Source organism: Tessaracoccus yangjingae (assembly GCF_054483935.1).
This window is the reverse complement of record NZ_CM137014.1, coordinates 2,510,622-2,530,182: the sequence shown is the minus strand read 5'-3', so window position 1 is coordinate 2,530,182 and position 19,561 is coordinate 2,510,622. Positions and strand designations below refer to the sequence as shown.

The 19,561-nt window shown below is 68.2% G+C and carries 18 protein-coding genes and 1 tRNA gene; 9 read left to right on the top strand and 10 right to left on the bottom strand.

Going from position 1 to position 19,561, the window contains the following annotated elements:
* Positions 1 to 2 precede the first annotated feature (2 nt).
* On the top strand, positions 3 to 1,466 hold the full coding sequence (locus tag ACX1D3_RS11270) for an SCO6880 family protein (RefSeq protein ID WP_045247680.1): 1,464 nt from the start codon (positions 3 to 5) through the stop codon (positions 1,464 to 1,466).
* A 3-nt stretch (positions 1,467 to 1,469) separates the two neighbouring features.
* Here ACX1D3_RS11270 and ACX1D3_RS11265 read toward each other — a convergent pair whose 3' ends face one another.
* Positions 1,470 to 2,327 (bottom strand): DUF4062 domain-containing protein, encoded by an 858-nt coding sequence (locus tag ACX1D3_RS11265; protein ID WP_045247679.1) that lies wholly within the window; start codon positions 2,325 to 2,327, stop codon positions 1,470 to 1,472.
* Between the two features lie 84 nt (positions 2,328 to 2,411).
* Here ACX1D3_RS11265 and ACX1D3_RS11260 point away from each other — a divergent pair, with 84 nt between their 5' ends.
* Together ACX1D3_RS11260 and ACX1D3_RS11255 are read left to right on the top strand one after the other, a co-directional pair.
* Positions 2,412 to 3,242 carry a hypothetical protein gene (locus tag ACX1D3_RS11260; protein ID WP_045247678.1) on the top strand — a complete coding sequence of 277 codons (831 nt, stop codon included), beginning with the start codon at positions 2,412 to 2,414 and terminating at the stop codon, positions 3,240 to 3,242.
* Positions 3,239 to 4,720 carry a putative type IV secretion/conjugal transfer ATPase gene (locus ACX1D3_RS11255; RefSeq protein ID WP_045247677.1) on the top strand — a complete coding sequence of 494 codons (1,482 nt, stop codon included), beginning with the start codon at positions 3,239 to 3,241 and terminating at the stop codon, positions 4,718 to 4,720. The genes ACX1D3_RS11260 and ACX1D3_RS11255 overlap by 4 nt, the downstream gene beginning before the upstream one ends.
* 52 nt (positions 4,721 to 4,772) lie before the next feature.
* Here ACX1D3_RS11255 and ACX1D3_RS11250 read toward each other — a convergent pair whose 3' ends face one another.
* Positions 4,773 to 5,354, bottom strand: a complete 582-nt coding sequence (locus ACX1D3_RS11250; RefSeq protein ID WP_045247676.1) for a hypothetical protein — start codon at positions 5,352 to 5,354, stop codon at positions 4,773 to 4,775.
* Between the two features lie 137 nt (positions 5,355 to 5,491).
* On the opposite strand from ACX1D3_RS11250, the gene ACX1D3_RS11245 reads away from it, so the two are divergent.
* From ACX1D3_RS11245 to ACX1D3_RS11220, 6 genes are all read left to right on the top strand, one after another.
* Positions 5,492 to 5,932, top strand: coding sequence for a hypothetical protein (locus ACX1D3_RS11245; RefSeq protein WP_458993963.1), 441 nt, complete (start codon positions 5,492 to 5,494; stop codon positions 5,930 to 5,932).
* A complete protein-coding gene (locus ACX1D3_RS11240) occupies positions 5,929 to 7,707 on the top strand; it encodes a type IV secretory system conjugative DNA transfer family protein (protein ID WP_045247674.1) in 1,779 nt (592 codons plus the stop codon). Before ACX1D3_RS11245 ends, ACX1D3_RS11240 begins: the two co-directional genes overlap by 4 nt.
* 81 nt (positions 7,708 to 7,788) lie before the next feature.
* Positions 7,789 to 8,265 carry a single-stranded DNA-binding protein gene (locus tag ACX1D3_RS11235; protein ID WP_045247673.1) on the top strand — a complete coding sequence of 159 codons (477 nt, stop codon included), beginning with the start codon at positions 7,789 to 7,791 and terminating at the stop codon, positions 8,263 to 8,265.
* Positions 8,266 to 8,277: 12 nt separating this feature from the next.
* On the top strand, positions 8,278 to 8,886 hold the full coding sequence (locus ACX1D3_RS11230) for a hypothetical protein (protein WP_045247672.1): 609 nt from the start codon (positions 8,278 to 8,280) through the stop codon (positions 8,884 to 8,886).
* Positions 8,864 to 9,082 (top strand): helix-turn-helix domain-containing protein, encoded by a 219-nt coding sequence (locus ACX1D3_RS11225; RefSeq protein WP_045247671.1) that lies wholly within the window; start codon positions 8,864 to 8,866, stop codon positions 9,080 to 9,082. Before ACX1D3_RS11230 ends, ACX1D3_RS11225 begins: the two co-directional genes overlap by 23 nt.
* Entirely contained in the window at positions 9,075 to 10,265 is a 1,191-nt protein-coding gene (locus ACX1D3_RS11220; RefSeq protein WP_045247670.1) for a tyrosine-type recombinase/integrase, read from the top strand. Before ACX1D3_RS11225 ends, ACX1D3_RS11220 begins: the two co-directional genes overlap by 8 nt.
* A gap of 235 nt (positions 10,266 to 10,500) precedes the next feature.
* Here ACX1D3_RS11220 and ACX1D3_RS11215 read toward each other — a convergent pair.
* The 8 genes from ACX1D3_RS11215 to metH all read right to left on the bottom strand — a co-directional run bounded on the left by ACX1D3_RS11215 (position 10,501) and on the right by metH (position 19,545).
* Positions 10,501 to 10,574: transfer RNA gene (locus ACX1D3_RS11215), tRNA-Pro, on the bottom strand.
* Positions 10,575 to 10,791: 217 nt separating this feature from the next.
* On the bottom strand, positions 10,792 to 11,220 hold the full coding sequence (locus ACX1D3_RS11210; RefSeq protein WP_458993962.1) for an OsmC family protein: 429 nt from the start codon (positions 11,218 to 11,220) through the stop codon (positions 10,792 to 10,794).
* Between the two features lie 85 nt (positions 11,221 to 11,305).
* Positions 11,306 to 12,637, bottom strand: coding sequence for a ribosome biogenesis GTPase Der (gene der, locus ACX1D3_RS11205; protein WP_458993961.1), 1,332 nt, complete (start codon positions 12,635 to 12,637; stop codon positions 11,306 to 11,308).
* A gap of 33 nt (positions 12,638 to 12,670) precedes the next feature.
* The gene (gene cmk, locus ACX1D3_RS11200; RefSeq protein ID WP_458993960.1) at positions 12,671 to 13,327 is read right to left on the bottom strand and encodes a (d)CMP kinase; all 657 of its coding nucleotides are present in this window, start codon (positions 13,325 to 13,327) and stop codon (positions 12,671 to 12,673) included.
* Positions 13,324 to 14,397: a prephenate dehydrogenase gene (locus ACX1D3_RS11195; RefSeq protein ID WP_458993959.1), complete on the bottom strand. Its 1,074-nt coding sequence runs from the start codon at positions 14,395 to 14,397 to the stop codon at positions 13,324 to 13,326. The genes cmk and ACX1D3_RS11195 overlap by 4 nt, the downstream gene beginning before the upstream one ends.
* Before the next feature lie 81 nt (positions 14,398 to 14,478).
* Positions 14,479 to 15,405: a tRNA (adenine-N1)-methyltransferase gene (locus tag ACX1D3_RS11190; RefSeq protein WP_458993958.1), complete on the bottom strand. Its 927-nt coding sequence runs from the start codon at positions 15,403 to 15,405 to the stop codon at positions 14,479 to 14,481.
* Positions 15,402 to 16,076, bottom strand: coding sequence for an HAD family hydrolase (locus ACX1D3_RS11185; protein WP_458993957.1), 675 nt, complete (start codon positions 16,074 to 16,076; stop codon positions 15,402 to 15,404). The genes ACX1D3_RS11190 and ACX1D3_RS11185 overlap by 4 nt, the downstream gene beginning before the upstream one ends.
* A complete protein-coding gene (metH, locus tag ACX1D3_RS11180) occupies positions 16,066 to 19,545 on the bottom strand; it encodes a methionine synthase (protein WP_458993956.1) in 3,480 nt (1,159 codons plus the stop codon). The genes ACX1D3_RS11185 and metH overlap by 11 nt, the downstream gene beginning before the upstream one ends.
* Positions 19,546 to 19,561 lie beyond the last annotated feature (16 nt).

Genomic DNA, 19,561 nt, shown 5'->3' with positions numbered 1-19,561 from the left:
CGATGAACAACACGAACACAACCAGCGGCGGCGAGTTGGTGCCGGTGAAGTTCTCCCGCCTCGCACGCCGCGGCATCCTCCTCGGCCTCTCCCTCTCACAGCTCGTCACCCTGGCCATCGGCATCCTCGCCTTCGTCGGAGCCCTCTACGCAGGCGGCGGCATACTCATGGCGTACACCGCACCCATCTGGGCCATGTCGATTGCGTTGACGTGGATACCGGTCGCGGGGCGGCCGATGGTCGAATGGCTCCCCGTCGCCTGCTGGTGGCTCTACCGCACCACCATCGGACAACTGCTCTACCGCCGCCGGGTGGTGGTTCCGCGCCCGGTCGGCACCCTCGCCCTGCCCGGTGACATGGCGCGGCTGCGGGAGTACACCGACCCGGAGACTGAGGCGGGGATGATCCACGACCCCCACGCCTCGACACTGACGGTCGTGGTGGAGGTGACGCATCCCGCGTTCGTGCTCCTCGATCCGGGAGAGCAGGAACGCCGCGTTACCTCCTGGGGCCGTGTGCTCGCCACTGTCTGCCGATCCGGACGGGTCGCGACCCTCCAAGTCCTTGAACGCACCCTTCCAGATTCGGGTACGGGGTTGGCAGAGTGGTGGGCCTCGCATGGCACCCACGACGACTCCTGGGCATCCACCACTTACGCGGAGCTGATCGACCGGGCGGGGCCTGCCGGGGAACGGCACGCGACCACGCTCTCGCTCGCACTGGACATGCGAGCAGCAGCCCGGCAGATCCGCACCGCCGGCGGCGGCATCCGCGGAGCCGCCGCCGTGTTGCGACAGGAGATGGCAACCCTGGTAGCGGCGCTGCGTTCCGCCGACCTCAATCCCGGCGGGTGGCTGACCGCGGGGCAGATCGCTGTCATCCTCCGTAGCGCTTACGACCCGGCGATCGCCGCGACCTTGGAGCGTCAAGGCCAGATCGGACAATCGCTTGCTACGGCGGGGCCGTTGGCGGTGAACGAGTCGTGGTCGCGGATTCGTACCGACTCCGCCCACCACGCCACCCTGTGGATCAGTGAGTGGCCGCGGTCGATGGTGTTCCCCGGATTCCTCTCACCCGTCCTGCTCTCCACCGGGATACAGCGCTCGTTCTCCCTGATCTGCACCCCGATGCGATCGGACCAGGCGGCACGGGATATCAGGAAGAAGAAGGTCGAGCACATCAGTGATGCGGCGCAACGGCAACGGATCGGGCAGATCGAAGACGCCTCCCAGACGGCGGAGTACCAGGACGTGTTGCAGCAGGAGGCAGACCTGACTGCCGGGCACGGCATCCTCCGCTACACCGGCCTCATCACCATCACCGCACCCACCGTGAACGAGCTCGATGCCGCGGTCGCCGCGATCGAACAGGCCGCGATCCAAGCCTCGTGCGAGACCCGGTTGCTGGTCGGGCAGCAGGCGGCGGCGTTCACGGCGGCGGCATTGCCGCTGTGCCGGAAGGTGTAGTCGTCAGCCGACGTGGAACTCGCGTTCCTTCTGTTCGTCGTCCTCGCTCCAGCGGATGCGAATGATGTCGGGATCGCCGCCACCCATGTGATGAAGCACATGCAGGCGGCGAGTCTGGCCGGCATGGATGACGGTGGGTTCATCGCCGCTAGTCAGGATCATGCTGGAGTTTTCTCCGACGACCTCGAATCGCACATCAGTGGCGTCTTGGTCACCCGTGTTGGTGATGTCGATCCAGTGCCGAGTGGAGTAGCGAGGCTTTCCCTTGCTGTCGTATGACGTCAGTTCTCGTTCTTGCTGAGGCTGAGCCGCGAACCGCACACCAGATTTAGTTGCAGGGAGTTGCGGGGCTGACAGTTCTAACGAAGCGATGTCGTACTCGATGGCCTTCCAGACCTCGTGGCCGAGCTGGCCAGTGTTGGCGAACTCGCCAAGCAAACCTCGCTCGCTGATTGCAGCACGAAATTCCCGGAGACCGTCGAGCTGCTGGGTGTCCACGTCGTGAGGAAGCGGTGCAGTTGAGAAATAGAGGTGAACAGGCTTTCCGCTATCCACGGCGCGTTCGATCTCTTCAACGGTGCCGGATACCGCGTCGGGCGTTGGGGAGCCAAGCCGGCTGCCAAACAGAGCGAAGACGATGTCGCATTGGTCAACGCCTTGCGAGTTGATCAGTGACTGCGGATGACCTCCGAGGACAGGAACGGACGAGGTCTCCCATCTCCACGGCAGTAGCGCTACCTGCTTGGTTGCAGCGTTGGCGTTGTTCCAGTCATTGATCGCGGCTTCTACTGCATCGCGAGCATCGGGAATGTCTGACGGGGAAGCGATCATCACCCGAAGCACGGAAGCGGAAAAACTCATGCTTCAAGGGTATCCGGAGCGTCTGACACGCATGGAATAGCTGACGCACCTGGCTGGCGACATCCATCGTCAGGGAGGACTCTCATGCCCACTTTCACCGATCCGAGAACCGATGCTGCCGAAGCATCCGAAGCGCTGCGGGGTCTTGCGCACGCGACAATCCGTATTGACCAGCCGGCGCAGATGTATCCGGTGCTCGGGGATCTCCTCGCAGGTGTCCGGTCGCTGCGGCAGGTACTCGACCAGCTCGCCGCCGCTCATGTCACCGGCCAACCCCGCGCGTTCGACGACCAAGGTGACGCCGCGATTGGTGCGAAGGATGCGCTGGCTGCGGCGGATGAGCTGCATCAGGCCGCGACCCTGATCGATGCCGCACATGACCGGCTCGATGCGGCCATGAACGCAGCGGGCCGGATCGCCTGGCGCCCCGACCCCGAAACCGCGCGGCGGTGGGTCAGCGTTGTGTTCTTCGATGGTGAGGAAGCTGACCGGGTACTCGATCTCATTCAGCGTGACGGCACGACCGCCGGGATCGAGCACCTGAGTCAGTGGGATTACGGGGAAGAGACCACCGATGCTGCCCTTACCAACGGGTACGTCTACGACACCCCACCGGTCGGGAACCTCGACCGCACCACCACCGAGGGCAACTACACGTTGACCTACAATCCATTCCTCAGCCACGTCTCCCTACTCCGCGCTTACGATGCTCCGGCCGATTTCGCTCTCGCCGAGCCCGCGCCCGCACCGGCGGTTGCTGCGGTCGGCCTGGGTGAAGGAGCCGGCAGAGCCGCCCCCAGCACGGATACCGTCGCCTCCGCCACTACCCGGAAGACACCCGCGGTTGCGGGTAAGGACTGGTTCGCGGCTACGCCTCGCCCGGCGCAGCATGCGGGGCGGGGGCTCGGACGATGAACTCTGAGCCCGAGCGCCTGCACACCTCCGTCCTCGTCGCACCCGCATCCGAACGCCGCAAGCTCCGCAAACAGCGCAGGCAGGCCGCCGCGCGGATCACCGCCGAACAACGCAAGACGGAGAAGGCGGTCGCGGTCGCGAAAGCAGAAGCCGAGCGCGCGGAACGTCGCGCGACCACCTACCTGCCCGCTGCCGGAGAACCAGGGGCCGCAACCTTGCGGACGCCGGGCAGGTTCAAGTTGCCCCGCCACCAAGACACGTCCGCGACCCTCGCCGGGGCGTATCCGTTTGTCGCCGAAGGCGGGCTCGGCTCTGACGGTGTCTTCGTCGGCCAGGACCTCTACTCCGGCGGGAGCTTCGTTTACGACCCCTGGGTGCTCTACGCACGCGGGGTCATCACCGCCCCGAACGTCGTCCTCGCCGGCATAGTCGGTAGCGGGAAATCGAGCCTGGCGAAGTCGCTCTACACGCGATCGCTTCCGTTCGGGCGGCGAGTCTACGTTCCCGGTGATCCGAAGGGCGAGCACACGGCCGTCGCTGAGGCGGTCGGTGGGCGGGCGATTGTCCTTGGCCACGGCCTCAACACCCGCCTCAATCCCCTCGATGAAGGGCACCGACCATCAGGGCTGTCGGATGAGCAATGGGCCGCGACCGTCGCATCGCGCCGCCGGGATCTCATCGGCGCTCTCGCGGAGACGGTGCTCGCGCGTGGGCTGACGCCGTTGGAGCACACTGCGATCGATCTGGCGTTGACGGCTGCGGTGCGGGAGAACGATGTGCCGATCCTGCCGATGGTCGTCGACCACGTCCTGAACCCCACCGACGACACCGACAGACGCCTCGCCGAAGACGGCCGACTGGTCGGGCACGCACTGCGGCGCCTCGTGGCCGGCGACCTCGCCGGACTCTTCGACGGACCATCCACCGTCAGGTTTGATCCGTCACTGCCGATGATCTCCCTTGACCTCTCCCGCGTCACCGAAAACAGCACCCTGATCTCGGTGCTGATGACGTGCTCCAGCGCGTGGATGGAATCCGCCTTGCTCGACCCGAACGGTGGGCAGCGGTGGGTGATCTACGACGAAGCATGGCGCCTCATGAGCCACCCCGCACTCTTGAAGCGGATGGATGCGCATTGGCGTCTCGCGAGGCATTACGGGATCGCGAACATGCTGATCTTTCACAAGTTGACCGACCTGGACAACGTCGGCGACCAAGGCTCCGCCATGCGATCCCTCGCCAACTCCCTGCTCGCGAACGCGGAAACCCGGATCGTCTACCGGCAAGAATCCGACCAGCTCGGAGCCACCGCATCCGCACTCGGGCTCACTGGCACCGAGCAGAAACTCCTACCCGGATTAGGTGTCGGGCAGGGGCTGTGGCGGATCAAAGACCGGTCTTTCGTCACTCAACACCAACTGCACCCTGCTGAATATTCGCTCTTCGACACAAGCTTGCGGCTCAAGCAGAACGTCTAGAAGTTCGCGTGAATATTGACGGTTCTCGCGGGAACTTCCCGGTCCATGACGCCTACGGTTCGACGCCGGTTTCGGTGTTGGTGTTCATCTCGGCGATGAGCGAGGCGACCTGAGGGGCCGCGTAGCCGGGTGCCAAGCCCGCGGTGACGTGCCTGCGGATGCGTGAGCGCGCCAAGCGAGCCTCGCTCAGATCCGTCACGTCACGGATCGCGGTGGCGAAAGCTGCGAACGATCTCAGATCCCCGGCCAGCTCCTCCACCCTGGACTCCGGATCGGCGCTCCGCCGGAACCGGTAGGCGCCATCACGGGTGAAGGTTGATCCCCAAGCCCGCAGCGGAGCCATCAGCGTCGCCGCGTCCGGGTGCCGTTGCCCGTCCTCATGCAGCCGCTGCTCCACCTGATCGAGATAGATCGCCCCGTAAGCCTGAACATCCACGCCATCACGGACGTTCCTCGGCGTCATCTCCGACAACAGAACCGCCGCCCGCACGGTCGGTGATGTCGGCTTCACCCATTCCCACCTGCGCTCACCAGAAGACGCCTGCTGGCTGAATCCCTCGTCCTCGGCAGTAGCGGCGATACGCGGCATGGACTCCTCGGCGAAGCGCCGCCGGTCATCCGCCCGTGAACCCATGTCACCAGTTTCCCATCGGCGTCGCGGCGCACCTAGCGCGCATGAGAGCCCGCCCCGCAGCAAAGACGATCGCCGAAGACATACAGGCTGTCCTCCCGCACGTCCGCGTCGCAGTCACCGAAACCGGTGTGCTCGACGTGACCGTCGACGGCGCCGAGTACCCGCCACCAGCCAGGGGTGAGTGGACGCGCGGCACCTTCGCCGACCTGCTCGATGCGGTCACCGAGAACCGCAGCATCGGGGTTCGGATCGAAGTCCGAGAAGTCGACGGATCGGTATTCACCGACCTCATCCAACCCCGCACCCGCACCCGTCCTGCCGAGCCCGAACCAGCCCAAGAACCCGCACGGCCTGCCCGAAAGAAGAAGGGGCCGGCGCTGGTCGAGGTCACCGCTGACGGGTTCCTTGCCGGTGAGGACGTGGCCGTGGCGATCATCGTCTCCCACACCGACGCCACCAACGGGCGAGCCCGTGCGTTGCTGGATCTCAACCAGCTCCCACCCGCACACGGTGGGCGGCGCGATGTGCTGCTGCTGGGTCGGATCTCGGGCACCACCCATATCGAGGCGTTGTCGTGAACGAGCGGCAGTCCGGCTCGATGGGTGACGAACTCACCAACGCCGCCCTCATCGCCCTCATCAGTGTCTTCGCCCTCGGCCTCGTCCTCCGCGGTGCCGGGTCGGTCGCCGCGTTCCTCACCGGCACGGCTCAACCCACCTCGGGGCCGGCCGGTGGGCTGGGTGTGCTGTTCAGCCCCGGCGACCCCGGTACAGCGCTCGGAGCCGAGGGGCTGAACCCGGTCGTCTATTGGATCGTCACAACCTTGCTCCTCGCGTTGGTGACGGTCGGGTTGGGGTGGTGCTGGATGAAATGGCGCCGCCACAGCCACAAGGTCGAGACCGACCCGCGCCACCTGGCCGGGGTCGCCACCACGCACGAAGTCACCCAGGCAGCCTCACCGAAGGCGCTGCTGCGGCGGGCAGCCTCGTTGCGCCCGTCACTGGATGCCCCGTCACCGGAGGATGTGGGTTATCTACTCGGAACCTCACGCGGCAAACAGGTGTGGGCGTCAGTTGAAGACTCCATCCTGCTCATTGGGCCGCCCCGCTCCGGCAAAGGCCTGCACGTCGTGATCAACGCCGTCTTGGACGCGCCCGGCGCGGTGGTCACCACGAGCACGCGGCCGGACAACCTCACTGCGACGTTGCGTGCCCGCCGACGTGACGGTCGTCCGGTTGCGGTGTTCGATCCGCAGCATCTCGCCGAAGGACTCCCTGCGGGGTTGCGGTGGTCGCCGGTTCGGGGGTGTGAAGACCCGCTGACGGCGATGATCCGCGCGACCGGTCTCGCCTCCGCCACCGGGCTCTCCGCTGGTGGGGTCGAATCCGGTGGGTTCTGGGAAGGCAAAACCAGAACAGCACTCCAAGCTCTGCTCCACGCGGCAGCGTTGGATCATCGGCAGCCTGCCGAGCTGTTCCGTTGGACGCTTGATCCGTCGGCGGCTGCGGATGCGGCCGCGATCCTGACGAATCATCCGAATGCGGCTGCGGGGTGGGCGGATTCGTTGGGGGCGATGATCGACTCCGACCCTCGTACCCGTGACTCCATCTGGCAGGGCGTCGCCCTCGCGCTGGGGGCGCTTGCCGATCCGAGGGTGCTTGATGCCGTCTCACCCGCCGAGGGTGAGTCGTTCGATCCGGAGGCGTTCATCCGGAACCGTGGAACGCTCTACCTCCTTGCCACCGGCGCGGGCGCAGGGGCGTCGGCTGCGTTGGTGGCGGCGTTCGTGGAAGACCTCGTCGAAACCGCCCGTCGCATCGCCGCGCGCTCACCCGGCGCACGCCTCGACCCACCCCTGCTGCTCGCACTGGACGAGATCGGCAACCTGGCCCCCTTGCCGTCTCTGCCGACGCTCATGGCGGAGGGAGGCGGTACGGGGATCACGACGATGCCGGTGTTGCAGTCGCTTGCGCAGGCGCGGGATAAGTGGTCGGAGAATCAGGCTGGGGCGATCTGGGATGCCTCGATCGTGAAGATCATTCTCGGCGGGGCGTCGAACTCGAAAGACCTCCAAGACCTCTCCACCCTGATCGGCGAACGCGACGAGTACACCGATTCGGTGACTCTCGGCGACCACGGCACCAGGTCAAACCAGCGCTCGGTGCGGCGGGTGCCGATCCTGCCACCCGACCGGATCAGAACCCTGCCGTTCGGCACCGGCGTCACTCTACTGCGCGCCGCACCACCGATCGTCACCGACCTGCGCGCCTGGCCAAACCGTAGCGATGCCGGGCAGTTGAAGACCGACCGCACCGAACTCGAAGCCCTCTTGCAACGCCCCGCCGACTCGTGAGGGTTGCTGTGTCGTTGTAGTGCACCTGACTTTCACGGATGACCCCGCAGCGGGGTCTGGTGATCGTGAAGGAGCAGTGCAATGGATATTCATACCCAGCAGTCGATTTCGGGGTTCATCGCCTCGACCCCGCAGCTCGGTTTCAACGACAAGGGGCAGGCGAGGTTCTATGCCCGGTTCGGGCAGGAACACTTCGACCGGAACCTCGATGGCAGCTTCACGCAGTTGGAGTCCACGTTCCACGACCTGGTGATGTTCCGGGCCACCGCGGCGCGGGCGCACGAGCGGTTCAGGAAGGGCGACAACTTCATCGCCGAGGGGTACGTGCGTGAGTACGAGGCCACTCGTGACGGTGAGCAGGTACAGACCGAGCAGTTCGTCGCGAAGAAGATCGGCCACGATCTCGCCCGCACCCGCTACGACGTCGACCGCACGCCTCGCAACACGCCTTCCCTCGACCAGGACGGCCCTGCACGGGAGGCACCGACAAGGCCGGCCCCAGAGTTCCAGGCACCGGACCGGCCCAGCACGCAGGCACCTCCCGTACCTGGACTGTGAGGAGGGAAAGCCATGAGCACCATCGTTGCTGAGGACGCCCCGGAGTTCGACGAACCCGAGCCCGAACCCGCACTCCACGACGCGGAGGAGACGGGGAAGCGGCCGGCGTTGTCTGATCCGGACTCACTGCCGGGGCCACCGCATCCGGTGAACTGGAACCTACTCACCGCAGATGAGGCCGGGGCCGAGTGGCTCGAACTCGACCGGTGGGTGAACTGGCTCCGACGCACATACGGCCTGCCCGCGAGTGTGGTGCCGCCGTTCTGGTACCGACACCCCGAGCTGTTGTGGGAACTGTCCGCGCTGCACCTGCACTGGCTGTGCGCCTACGACCCCGATCAGAACGGATCCGCACCCAACGGGTGGCATCGCGACTTCGCCGACACCCGGCAGCGACTCCGCGACTGGGTCGCCGCGAGCAGCACCCGACTGGATCGCGACCGCCCCACCCGGCAGACCACCTGGCCCGGCGAAGCCCCTGCACCGACGGTAGATGACATCGTGATCGCCGATCGGGCCGAAGACTTCGATGCCTTCGTTGAAGCCGATCTTGCCCAACGGCAGGCGGCCGAAGACGCCTTCTACGCGAGTCTCGACGATGAACGCCCCGACCGTCGTTGACCACGGTGCGGGTCCGGTCGAGACGTTGTGGTGTGCGCGGGATGTCGCGGAGTTCTTGAACGTCTCCCAAGCCACCCTCTCGCGCTGGCGACGGGAAAAGATCGGGCCGCCGTTCCTGCGCGTCGGCGGCGTCTCTCGCTACACCCCAGCCACAGTGCGCGCCTGGGTCACCGAGCAGGAGAACGATCATGGCTGACCCTCGCAACAGGCGGATGCCGCCAGTCGGGGTGAAGCTCACCACCGATGTCGAACGCCGCACCGACGGATTCCGTGCCCGCGTGCGATGGACCGACCCTTCCACGCATAAGCGCGTCGGCCGCGTCGCCCACGTCCGCAGCCACGAGGAGGTCGAGGAGTTCTACGATCAGATGCGGGCAGCGACCGAAACCGGTGCGGACACCACCATCACCCTCACCGACTACGCCACTTCCATCGGGGATCGGTGGCAGCGAGGCCTGGACCCGACCTCCACCGCCGAGCTCTACGACACCGGACTGCGACTGCGGGTGTTGCCAGCGCTCGGGCACGTTCGGGTTGCGAAGATCACCGCGGGGATGATCGACCGCACCATCGACACGTGGGAGGCCGAGCACTCGGCCTCGACGATCAAGAACTCCATCGCCCCACTCGTCCGGGTGCTTGATGAAGCGGTGCGCGACGACATCATCTCCATCAACCCCGCCAAGCACCGCGCACGCCGTAACCTCGGCAAACACGTCACCCAGACCACCGGCGCGCTACGACAGTACGCGCTTCCGGATTTGGCGACGCTGCGGAAGCTCGCGACTGAGTGCGGGGAGGTGCATCAGTCGTATTCCGATCACGTCATGCTCGCCGCGCTCCTGGCCGCCAGGGGTTCAGAGGTCGCAGGGCTGCGGGTCGGGGATGTGGACTGGGAGAACCACATCGTGTGGATCAGACGCCAGCACTATCCCGGCAAAGGCGGCCTCGTCATCAAACAGACCAAAGGCCGGCGCGATCGCCCGGTGCCGATGCTCGACGCACTCGAACCCGTCCTCGAACGCCTCACCACCGACAAGAAAGACGACGACCCGCTCTTACGCGGGCCACGCGGAGGCGTCCTCACCACCGCCACCGTCAGAGACGCCACCCGCTGGGATGACCTCGTCGCGGGCCTCAACCTCACCGGCCTCACCCGGCATGGGCTCCGGCACACCGGAGCGACCTGGATGGCCGACGCCGGCATCGCCCTGCATGTCCTCCAAGAGATCCTCGGGCATCAGTCGATCGAGACGACCAAGGGGTATCTGCACCCCGACCACCGCCACCTCGCCGAAGCTGCCAGGCAGGCCAACCAGTTCCTCTCCAAGACCCCCACGAGGAAGGATGCGAGCCGCCGCGACGGACCCCGTCTGTGACCACGAATGGAACCACGCTCCGACCCTCCCAGAAGGGGGCCGGAGCACCGTCGCGCCCGCGATTTGGTGCACCTCTCGGGCACCTTTTGGTGCACTCCACAGCCGAAGTCACTGAATGGAAGTGGACCAATGCGCGAACGAGCAGCACAGGCAAATGAGGGAAGTGGACCAGCCAGTGACCACCCTCAGAAACGACGAAGCCCTGGTGAAAATTGCTTCTCACCAGGGCTTTTTGTCGGGATGACAGGATTTGAACCTGCGACCCCTTGACCCCCAGTCAAGTGCGCTACCAAGCTGCGCCACATCCCGTTGTTTAGCTTTCGGACAGTCCCGCCGCTCTAACTCACCTGACCCCCAGTCAAGTGCGCTACCAAGCTGCGCTACAGCCCGCCGCCGCCATTTCTGGCAACTCGGATAGCTTAGCGACTTTGCCCGGACTTGGCACATCGGCCGTCCGGGACTCAAGAAGGGGCCGGGCGGACGCCCCGAAGGACGCCCGCCCGCTCGCGCTCCAACGGCTACCGGGTCACTCCTCGAAGCTGGCGTCCAAGGTGATCTCCACCCCGGCCAGGGCTTTGGACACCGGGCACTCGGCCTTGGCCGTCTGGGCGATCTCGGTGAACTGCTCGGCGTCGAGGCCGGGCACGCGACCCACGACGGTGAGGTGGCTGGTGGTGATGCCGGTGCCGGGCACGAACGTCACGTCTGCCCGGGTGTCCAGGGACGCAGGGGGCGTGCCGTTCTTGGCCAGCATGTTCGACAGCGCCATGGAGAAGCAGGTGGCGTGGGCCGCGGCGATGAGCTCCTCGGGGTTGGTGGTTCCCGGTCCGGACTCGGCGCGCGCCGCCCAGGCGACGTCGAACGATGCCACGCCGGAGGTCACGAGCTCCACTCGGCCGGAGCCCTCGAAGAGGCTGCCTTCCCAATGTGCCTGCGCGGTGTTGACTGATGCCATGGTTGGGTCTCCTTATCGTCAGCCCCGGTGGGGCCTCTGGTTCATCGGACCTCCACCCAACCACACCCCCGCGCCGGGGGGAAGGTCAGGCGCGATCCTTACGCTTCTCGCGAGCACGGATCTCCACGTGCACCGGGGAGCCGACGAAGCCAAAGTCCTCGCGCAGCCGTCGCTCGATGAAGCGCTTGTAGGTCTCGTCCATGAGACCGCTGGTGAACAGCGCGAACGTGGGCGGGCAGGTGTGCGCCTGGGTGCCGAACAGGATCCGGGGCTGCTTGCCTCCGCGGACGGGGTGCGGATGCGCGGCTGCGAGGCGGCCCAGGAAGGCGTTGAGCTTGCCGGTGGAGATCCGGGTCTCCCAGCCCGCCGCGGCCGCCTCGATGGCCTTGCTCAGCTTGTCGACGTTGCGGCCCGTCAGCGCCGAGATGTTGACGGTGGGCGCCCAGCGCCACCCGGTCAGGTCCCGCTCGATCTCGCGCTCGAGGTACTTGCGGCGCTCCTCGTCGGTCAGGTCCCACTTGTTGAAGGCGATCACCATGGCGCGTCCCGACTCCTCGATGGAGTTGAGGATCCGCAGGTCCTGATCCGTCAGCGGCTCGGACGCGTCGATCACCATGATGCACACCTCGGCCCGCTCGATCGCGGCCTGGGTCCGCAGCGATGCGTAGTACTCGTGCCCGCTGGCCTCCTTGACGCGACGCCGGATGCCGGCGGTGTCGATAAGCCGGTAGACCTGGCCGCCCACCTCGACGATCTCGTCGACCGGGTCCACGGTGGTGCCGGACACGTCTGAGACCACCACGCGCTGCTGGTCCGCCAGCTTGTTGAGCAGCGACGACTTGCCTACGTTGGGCTTGCCCACGATGGCGACGCGGCGGGGGCCTGCCTCCTCCACGTCCTTCTCGCGGGGCGCCTCCGGAAGCGCGTCGAGCAGGGCGTCCAGCAGGTCTCCAGAGCCGCGGCCGTGCATCGCGGAGACCGGATACGGCTCCCCCAGCCCGAGGTTCCACATCGAGGCGGCCATCACCTCGTGACGCTGGTCGTCGACCTTGTTGGCGGCGAGGACCACCGGCTTCTGCGAGCGCCGGAGCACCCGCACGACTGCCTCGTCCTCGTCAAGGGTGCCGACGGTGGCGTCGACGACGAACAGCACGGCGTCCGCCATCGAGATGGCGAGCTCGGCCTGCTCGGCGATCTGGGCGGCCATCCCCCGGGCGTCCGACATCCAGCCGCCGGTGTCCACCAGGACGAACTCGCGCCCGTTCCAGTTCGCGTCGTAGGACACCCTGTCCCGGGTGACGCCGGGCTGGTCCTGCACCACGGCCTCCCGACGGCCCAGAATGCGGTTGACCAGCGTCGACTTGCCGACATTGGGCCGTCCGACGACGGCGACGATCGGCTTGCGAAGCTCGCTCACTGTGGCTCCTCGGGTTTGTGCGGACTCCCCATCCTACTGGGGAGCGACAAGCGCGACGATTCGCGCAACCACCTCGTCAGGGCTGAGCCACGTGGAGTCGATCACCACGACGCCCTCGGCGGCGTCGGTGAAGTTCGACACCGTCGAGTCGTCGCGGTCACGACGGAGGACCTGATCGGTCACCTCCGCCGCGCTGGCCTGCCCCGCCACCTCGGCGGCCCGGCGGGCCACCCGCGCCTCGGGATCTGCCACCAGCAGCACCCGCACGTCGGCGTCCGGGGCGACGACGGTGGTGATGTCGCGGCCCTCCACGACCATGCGGCGGCCGTGCTCGTCGATGATCCTGCGCATCATCGCGGTGAGGAGCCGCCGCACCTCGATGTTGGTGGCGATCTGCGAGACGGCCGCGGAGACGCGCGGCTCACGGATCTCGTCGGTCACGTCCGTGCCGTTGATCCGGAAGCACGGATCGTCGGGCGAGGTCTCCACCACCAGGTCGCAGTCGGCCACCAGCGCCGCGACAGCCTCAGGCGAGGCGCCGTCCGGGAAGCGGCGCAGGAACTCGGTGGTGGCCGCCCGGTACATGGCGCCGGTGTCCAGGTAGCCCAGGCCGAGCCGTCCCGCGAGGAGCTTCGCGGTGGTGGACTTGCCCGAGCCGCTCGGCCCGTCGATCGCGATCAGCAGCGTCATGAGTCGCTCCCCCTCCCGGCCCAGCCGGTCCATCCGCGGGCCACGATGTTGGCCCTCAACTGCTCGGCCACGTCCCGCTCCACGGCGATGGACAGGTAGCCCACCTCGCGGACCGGGTCGTGGGTGAGTTCGAAGTCCTCGACGTTGAACCCGGCCTCGCCTATGTCAGTGAAGAGGCGCCCGAGCGCGCGCGGCTCGTCGGGGATCTCGACGGTGACCTGCACGGTGTCGAGCGGGTCGTGGCCATGCTTGCCCACCAGGGAGTGCGCCCCGGCCTGGCCCATCGCCAGGAACCGCTCCAGCTCGTCGGGCCGGTCCAGCACCCCGATCAGGTGGCTGAGATCCTCGGCCACCTCGCTCAGCTCGTGCCGCACCGCGTCGGCATTGGCTGTGAGGATCTGCCGCCACAGCCCTGGGTCCGAGCCGGCGATGCGCGTGACATCGCGGATGCCCTGCCCGGCCAGCCTGAGGTTGGCGGTGGGGACCTCGCGCAGGTGCGACGCGGTCAGAATGCTCATGAGGTGCGGCACGTGGCTCACCTGGGCCACGGCCTCGTCGTGCTCCTCGGGCGGCATCGTCACCACGCGGGCGCCGACGTCGCGGGCGAGCTGCTCGACCGTGGCCACGTCCTCGGCGGTGTTGCCGCTCACGGGGGTCACCACCCAGGTGCGGTCCTTGAACAGGTCCCCCGAGGCGGTGAGCGGGCCGGTGAACTGGGAGCCCGCCATCGGGTGGGAGCCCACGTAGCGGCGGTGCTCCGGGGCGAGCTCGGACACGGCCGCGAGGATCGGCGCCTTGACGGAGCCGACGTCGGTGATCACGGCCCCCGGAAACTTGGCCAGCACCTCCGCCACCAGGTCGGGGATGACGCCCGGAGGGGTGGCCACCACGACGACGTCGGGGTTGTCCGTGGCCTCGTCGCTGATCCGTCCGGCCCCCAGGCCGGCGGCCACCAGCGAGTGCGAGGGCACGATGTCCCACAGCATCACGTCGTAGCCCGCGCGGGTCAGCGCGAGCCCCAGGGAGGAGCCCACCAGCCCGGCGCCCAGGATCAGCACCCGCCGCCTCATGCGCCGCGCCCGGCCTGGCCGGTCACCCCGGTTGAGGGCAGCCGACGGAGCATCGCACCGCGGCGGCAGACGCCGAGGACCTCACTCGCCTGCACCGCCCGCCTCCCGTCCGCCCAGCTCGGCCGGGATGTTCGCCGGACGGGGGCCCTGGTAGTCGGGCCCGTAGGCGCCGGGGGCAGGGCGACGCTTGCGCATCGGGGCCGCGACACCAGGGGCCAGGCGTCGGGAGGTGATGAGGAACCCGGTGTGCCCGGACGTGCCGTGCCCGGGCCGGATGGCGAGCCCCTCGGCATGCCAGTCCCGCACGGTGGTCTCGGTGGCGTGCGGCTCGGTGAACCCGCCGTGGGCGCGGAACGTGTCCGCGACCTTCCCCAGCTGCGTGGCCGTGGCCACGTAGCAGGTGAGCACGCCGCCGGCGACGAGCCGCTCCCCCACCGCGTCGATGCACTCCCACGGCGCCAGCATGTCCAGGATGGCGCGGTCGATCGGGTCGTCGGTGATGGCCTCCACGAGGTCCCCGACGGTGAGGGTCCAGGCCGGGTGGGGCCCGCCGAGGAAGGTCTCGACGTTGCCGCGGGCCACGTCGGCGAACTGCTGCCGGCGCTCGTAGGAGTGCAGCGCCCCGTCGGGCCCGATCGCGCGCAGCAGCGCCAGCGACAGCGCGCCGGAGCCCACCCCCGCCTCCAGCACCCGTGCGCCCGGGTAGATGTCGGTCCACATCAGGATCTGGGCCGCGTCCTTGGGGTAGATGACGGCGGCATCGCGCGGCATGGAGACCATGAACTCGCTCATCAGCGGGCGGAACGCCAGGTACTGCATGCCCCCGGCGGAGGTGACGGTCACGCCCTCCGGGCCGCCGATCAGGTCGTCGTGGCTGACCGCGCCCTTCGTCGTGTGCCACGTGGCGCCCTCCCGCAGCACGACGGACTTGCGGCGCCCCTTGCTGTCGGTGAGCGTGACGCGGTCCCCGGGCTGGAGCGGGCCGGTCTTGACGCCGGAGAGGTTCATGATCGTTCCTTCAGGTCGCGCCACACCTGGGCCAGCTCGGCCCAGGTGGAGGTGGTGAGCCCGGTGGCGGAGACGTGCATCCGGGGATGCGGGGCCAGCTCAACCATCGAGGGCACCGCGTACACCACGGCCCCGGCCGCGAGCGCCGCGGTGGTGCCGGGCACCGAGTCCTCCAGCGCGACGGCGTCGCGGGCGTCCACGCCCAGGCGGGCGGCGGCGGTCAGGTAGCCCTCGGGGTGCGGCTTGGCCTGCGCCACCTCGTCGACCGTGACGATGACCTCCAGGTTGGCCGGAAGCCGCTCACGGGCCGCGTCGAGGATGATCCGGTCACTGGCGGTGACGATGGCGCAGGGCACGTCCTCGGCCGCCAGTTCGGCCATCAGCTCCCTCGCGCCCGGCAGCCAGGGGAGGTCGTCGGCTCGGATCTGATCGGCGATGCGTTCGTGCAGCTCCCGCCACACCCAGGCGGATCGCTCCGGGATGCCCATGTCGTGGGCCATCATCTGGGCCGTGATGAGGGCGTGCTGGCCGTGGCAGGCGAGCATCTTGTCCTCGCCCCAGTGCACGCCGTAGTCGGCGAGCATCTCGCGCTCGGTGGCCGCCCACAGCGGCTCGGTGTCCACCAGCGTCCCGTCGAAGTCCCACAGGACCGCACTGGGCTCAGCCCGCATTGAAGTACTTCGCCTCGGGGTGATGCACGACGATGGCGTCCGTCGACTGCTCGGGGTGCAGCTGCAGCTCCTCGCTCAGCTCCACGCCGATCCGCGACGGATCCAGCAGCTCCACCAGCTTGGCCCGGTCCTCGAGGTCAGGGCACGCGGGATAGCCGAACGAGTACCGGGAACCGCGGTAGGCCTGGTCCCGGATGGCGGCGTTGATGTCAGGGCTGGTCCCGAACCCCAGCTCCTCGCGGATCCGGCTGTGCCACAGCTCGGCCAGGGCCTCGGTGAGTTGCACGGAGAGCCCGTGGAGCTCCAGGTAGTCGCGGTAGGAGTTGGCCTCGAAGATCCGCTGGGTGGCCTGCGCCACCTCGCGGCCCATGGTCACCAGCTGCATCGCGAGCACGTCCGGGCCGTTGGCCGCGGCCTCCTCCTCGTCGCGGAAGAAGTCGGCCAGGCAGAGGCGCTTGTCGCGGCGCTGCCGCGGGAAGGTGAACCGGGCCACCTCCCGGGACGGGTCCTCGGGCGAGCCGACGATCAGAGTCTCCCCCGACGAGTGGACCGGGAAGTAGCCGTAGACCACGCCGAAGTTGGCCAGGTTGTCGGTCTTGATCCGATCCATCCACATCCGCAGCCGCGGCAGGGCCTCGGTCTCCACGAGCTCCTCGTAGGAGGCGCCCCCGCGCAGCGGCTTGAGGCCCCACTGGCCGAGGAAGGTGGCGCGCTGGTCCAGCCAGGCGGCCACGTCCGCCAGCGGGATGCCCTTGACCACGCGGGAGCCCCAGAAGGGAGGCGTGGGCACGTCGAGCCCGCGCGCCACCTCCGAACGGACCCCGAGCTCGGGCTCGACGACCTCGACCAGCGACGTCTTGGCGTAGCGACGCTTGCGGGGCTCGGGGAGCGCGGCCCCCGGGATGCCCTGCTTGACGGCCATGACGGCGTCCATCAGCGCGAGGCCCTCGAACGCGTCCTTGGCGTAGCGCACCTCCCCGTCGAACATGTCGCCGAGATCGTGCTCGACGAAGGTGCGGGTGAGCGCGGCGCCACCGAGGAGCACGGGGTACTTCTCCGCCAGCCCGAGCCGGTTGAGCTCGGCGAGGTTGTCCTTCATCACGAGGGTGGACTTCACGAGCAGCCCCGACATGCCGATGGCGTCCGCCCCGTGCTGCTCGGCGGCGTCGATGATGGCCTGGATGGGCTGCTTGATGCCGATGTTGATCACCGTGTAGCCGTTGTTGCTGACGATGATGTCGACCAGGTTCTTGCCGATGTCGTGGACGTCCCCGCGGACGGTGGCGAGCACGAGCGTGCCCTTGCCCGCGTCGCTCTCCGCCTTGTCCATGTGCGGCTCCAGATGGGCCACGGCCTGCTTCATCACCTCGGCCGACTGCAGCACGAACGGCAGCTGCATCTGGCCGGAGCCGAACAGCTCACCGACCACCTTCATGCCCGCCAGCAGGTCCTCGTTGATGATGTCCAGCGCGGCCTTGCCCTGCAGCGCCTCGTCGAGATCGGCGGCCAGGCCCTTGCCCTCGCCGTCGATGATGCGCCGCTGCAGCCGCTCGGCCAACGGGAGGGCGGCGAGCTCAGCGGCCCGCGACGCGCGCACCGAGGCGGCGGTGACGCCCTCGAAGAGCTCAAGGAACTTCGTCAGCGGGTCGTAGTCCCCGTCCCGGCGGTCGTAGACCAGGTCCAGCGCCACCAGCCGCTGTTCCTCCGGGATGCGGTCCATCGGGATGATCTTGGCGCTGTGCACGATGGCCGAGTCCAGGCCCGCTGCCACGCACTCGTGCAGGAACACCGAGTTGAGCACCATCCGCGCCGCCGGGTTGAGCCCGAAGGACACGTTGGAGACCCCGAGGGTGGTGCGCACCCCGGGGTAGCGGACCTTGAGCTCGCGGATGGCCTCGATGGTCTCGATGCCGTCGCGGCGGGTCTCCTCCTGGCCTGTGGCGATGGGGAAGGTCAGGCAGTCCACCAGGATGTCCCCGACGTCCATGCCCCAGTTGCCGACGAGGTCGTCGATCAGCCGCGACGCCACCCGCACCTTCCACTCGGCGGTCCGGGCCTGTCCCTCCTCGTCGATGGTGAGGGCCACGACGGCGGCGCCGTGCTCGCGCACCATCGGCATGATGCGCCCGAACCGGGAGTCCGGCCCGTCGCCGTCCTCGTAGTTGACCGAGTTGATGATGCTGCGGCCCGCCAGCCGCTCGAGGCCCGCCTGGAGCACGGGCGGCTCCGTGGAGTCCAGCACGATCGGCAGAGTCACCGAGGTGGACAGCCGCGACGCGAGCACGGCCATGTCGGCGGCGCCGTCGCGACCCACGTAGTCAACGCACAGGTCGAGAACGTGGGCGCCGTCGCGGGCCTGGGCCTTGGCGATGTCCACGCACTCGTCCCAGTTCTCGGCCAGCATCGCCTCGCGGAACGCCTTGGACCCGTTGGCGTTGGTGCGCTCCCCGATGTTGAGGTAGCTGGCGTCCTGCGCGAACGGCACCTCGATGTACAGCGAGGAGGCGGACCGCTCCGACTCGGGCCGGCGGGGCAGCACCTCGCGCCCGGCGTAGCGCTCCGCCAGCAGCCGGATGTGCTCCGGGGTGGTTCCGCAGCACCCGCCGATGACGGCCAGCCCGTACTCCTCCACGTAGCCACCGAGGGCGTCTGCAAGGCCCTCCGGGCCCAGTGGGTAGCGGGCGCCGTCGGCGGTGAGTTCCGGGAGACCCGCGTTGGGCATCGCGCCGATGGCCACGCCGGCGCGACGCGACAGGTGCCTCAGATGCTCGCTCATCTCAGCCGGCCCGGTGGCGCAGTTGAGGCCGATGCAGTCCACGCCGAGCGCCTCGAGCGTGGTCAGGGCCGCGCCGATCTCCGATCCGAGGAGCATGGTGCCGGTGGTCTCGACGGTGACGTTGACCAGGATGGGCAGCTCGACGCCCATCCGCTCCCGGGCGCGCTTGGCGGCGATGACGGCCGCCTTCGCCTGGAGCAGGTCCTGGCAGGTCTCGATCTGGACGGCGTCGATGCCGCCGCGGATCATGGCCTCGACCTGACGTTGGTACGCGTCACGGATGTCGGCGAACGCGATGTGGCCGAGCGTCGGCAGCTTGGTGCCGGGGCCCATGGAGCCGAGGACGAACCGGGGACGCTCGTCGGTGCTGAACTCGTCCGCGACACCTCGGGCGATCCGGGCGGAGGACTCGGCCAGCTCGTCCAGCCTGTCGACGATGTCGTACTCGGCCAGCGCCGCCAGGTTGGTGCCGAACGAGTTGGTCTCCACCGCGTCCGCGCCGGCCTCGAAGTAGGCCCGGTGCACCGCGGCCACGACGTCCGGCCGCGTCACGTTGAGGATCTCGTTGCAGCCCTCGAGGCCCAGGAAGTCCTCGTCCACGGACAGGTCACCGAACGACTGCAGCATCGTGCCCATCGCCCCATCGGCGACGAGGACGCGACGGTTCAGCAGTTCAGACAGGGTTTTCGACACCAGCACAGGCTACCGG

Coding starts and splice junctions, on each gene's coding strand:
- ACX1D3_RS11270 (WP_045247680.1), top strand. CDS start 3: ATGAACAACACGAACACAACCAGCGGCGGCGAGTTGGTGCCGGTGAAG.
- ACX1D3_RS11265 (WP_045247679.1), bottom strand. CDS start 2,327: ATGAGTTTTTCCGCTTCCGTGCTTCGGGTGATGATCGCTTCCCCGTCA.
- ACX1D3_RS11260 (WP_045247678.1), top strand. CDS start 2,412: ATGCCCACTTTCACCGATCCGAGAACCGATGCTGCCGAAGCATCCGAA.
- ACX1D3_RS11255 (WP_045247677.1), top strand. CDS start 3,239: ATGAACTCTGAGCCCGAGCGCCTGCACACCTCCGTCCTCGTCGCACCC.
- ACX1D3_RS11250 (WP_045247676.1), bottom strand. CDS start 5,354: ATGGGTTCACGGGCGGATGACCGGCGGCGCTTCGCCGAGGAGTCCATG.
- ACX1D3_RS11235 (WP_045247673.1), top strand. CDS start 7,789: ATGGATATTCATACCCAGCAGTCGATTTCGGGGTTCATCGCCTCGACC.
- ACX1D3_RS11230 (WP_045247672.1), top strand. CDS start 8,278: ATGAGCACCATCGTTGCTGAGGACGCCCCGGAGTTCGACGAACCCGAG.
- ACX1D3_RS11225 (WP_045247671.1), top strand. CDS start 8,864: ATGAACGCCCCGACCGTCGTTGACCACGGTGCGGGTCCGGTCGAGACG.
- ACX1D3_RS11220 (WP_045247670.1), top strand. CDS start 9,075: ATGGCTGACCCTCGCAACAGGCGGATGCCGCCAGTCGGGGTGAAGCTC.
- ACX1D3_RS11210 (WP_458993962.1), bottom strand. CDS start 11,220: ATGGCATCAGTCAACACCGCGCAGGCACATTGGGAAGGCAGCCTCTTC.
- cmk (WP_458993960.1), bottom strand. CDS start 13,327: ATGACGCTGCTGATCGCGATCGACGGGCCGAGCGGCTCGGGCAAGTCC.
- ACX1D3_RS11195 (WP_458993959.1), bottom strand. CDS start 14,397: ATGAGGCGGCGGGTGCTGATCCTGGGCGCCGGGCTGGTGGGCTCCTCC.
- ACX1D3_RS11190 (WP_458993958.1), bottom strand. CDS start 15,405: ATGAACCTCTCCGGCGTCAAGACCGGCCCGCTCCAGCCCGGGGACCGC.
- ACX1D3_RS11185 (WP_458993957.1), bottom strand. CDS start 16,076: ATGCGGGCTGAGCCCAGTGCGGTCCTGTGGGACTTCGACGGGACGCTG.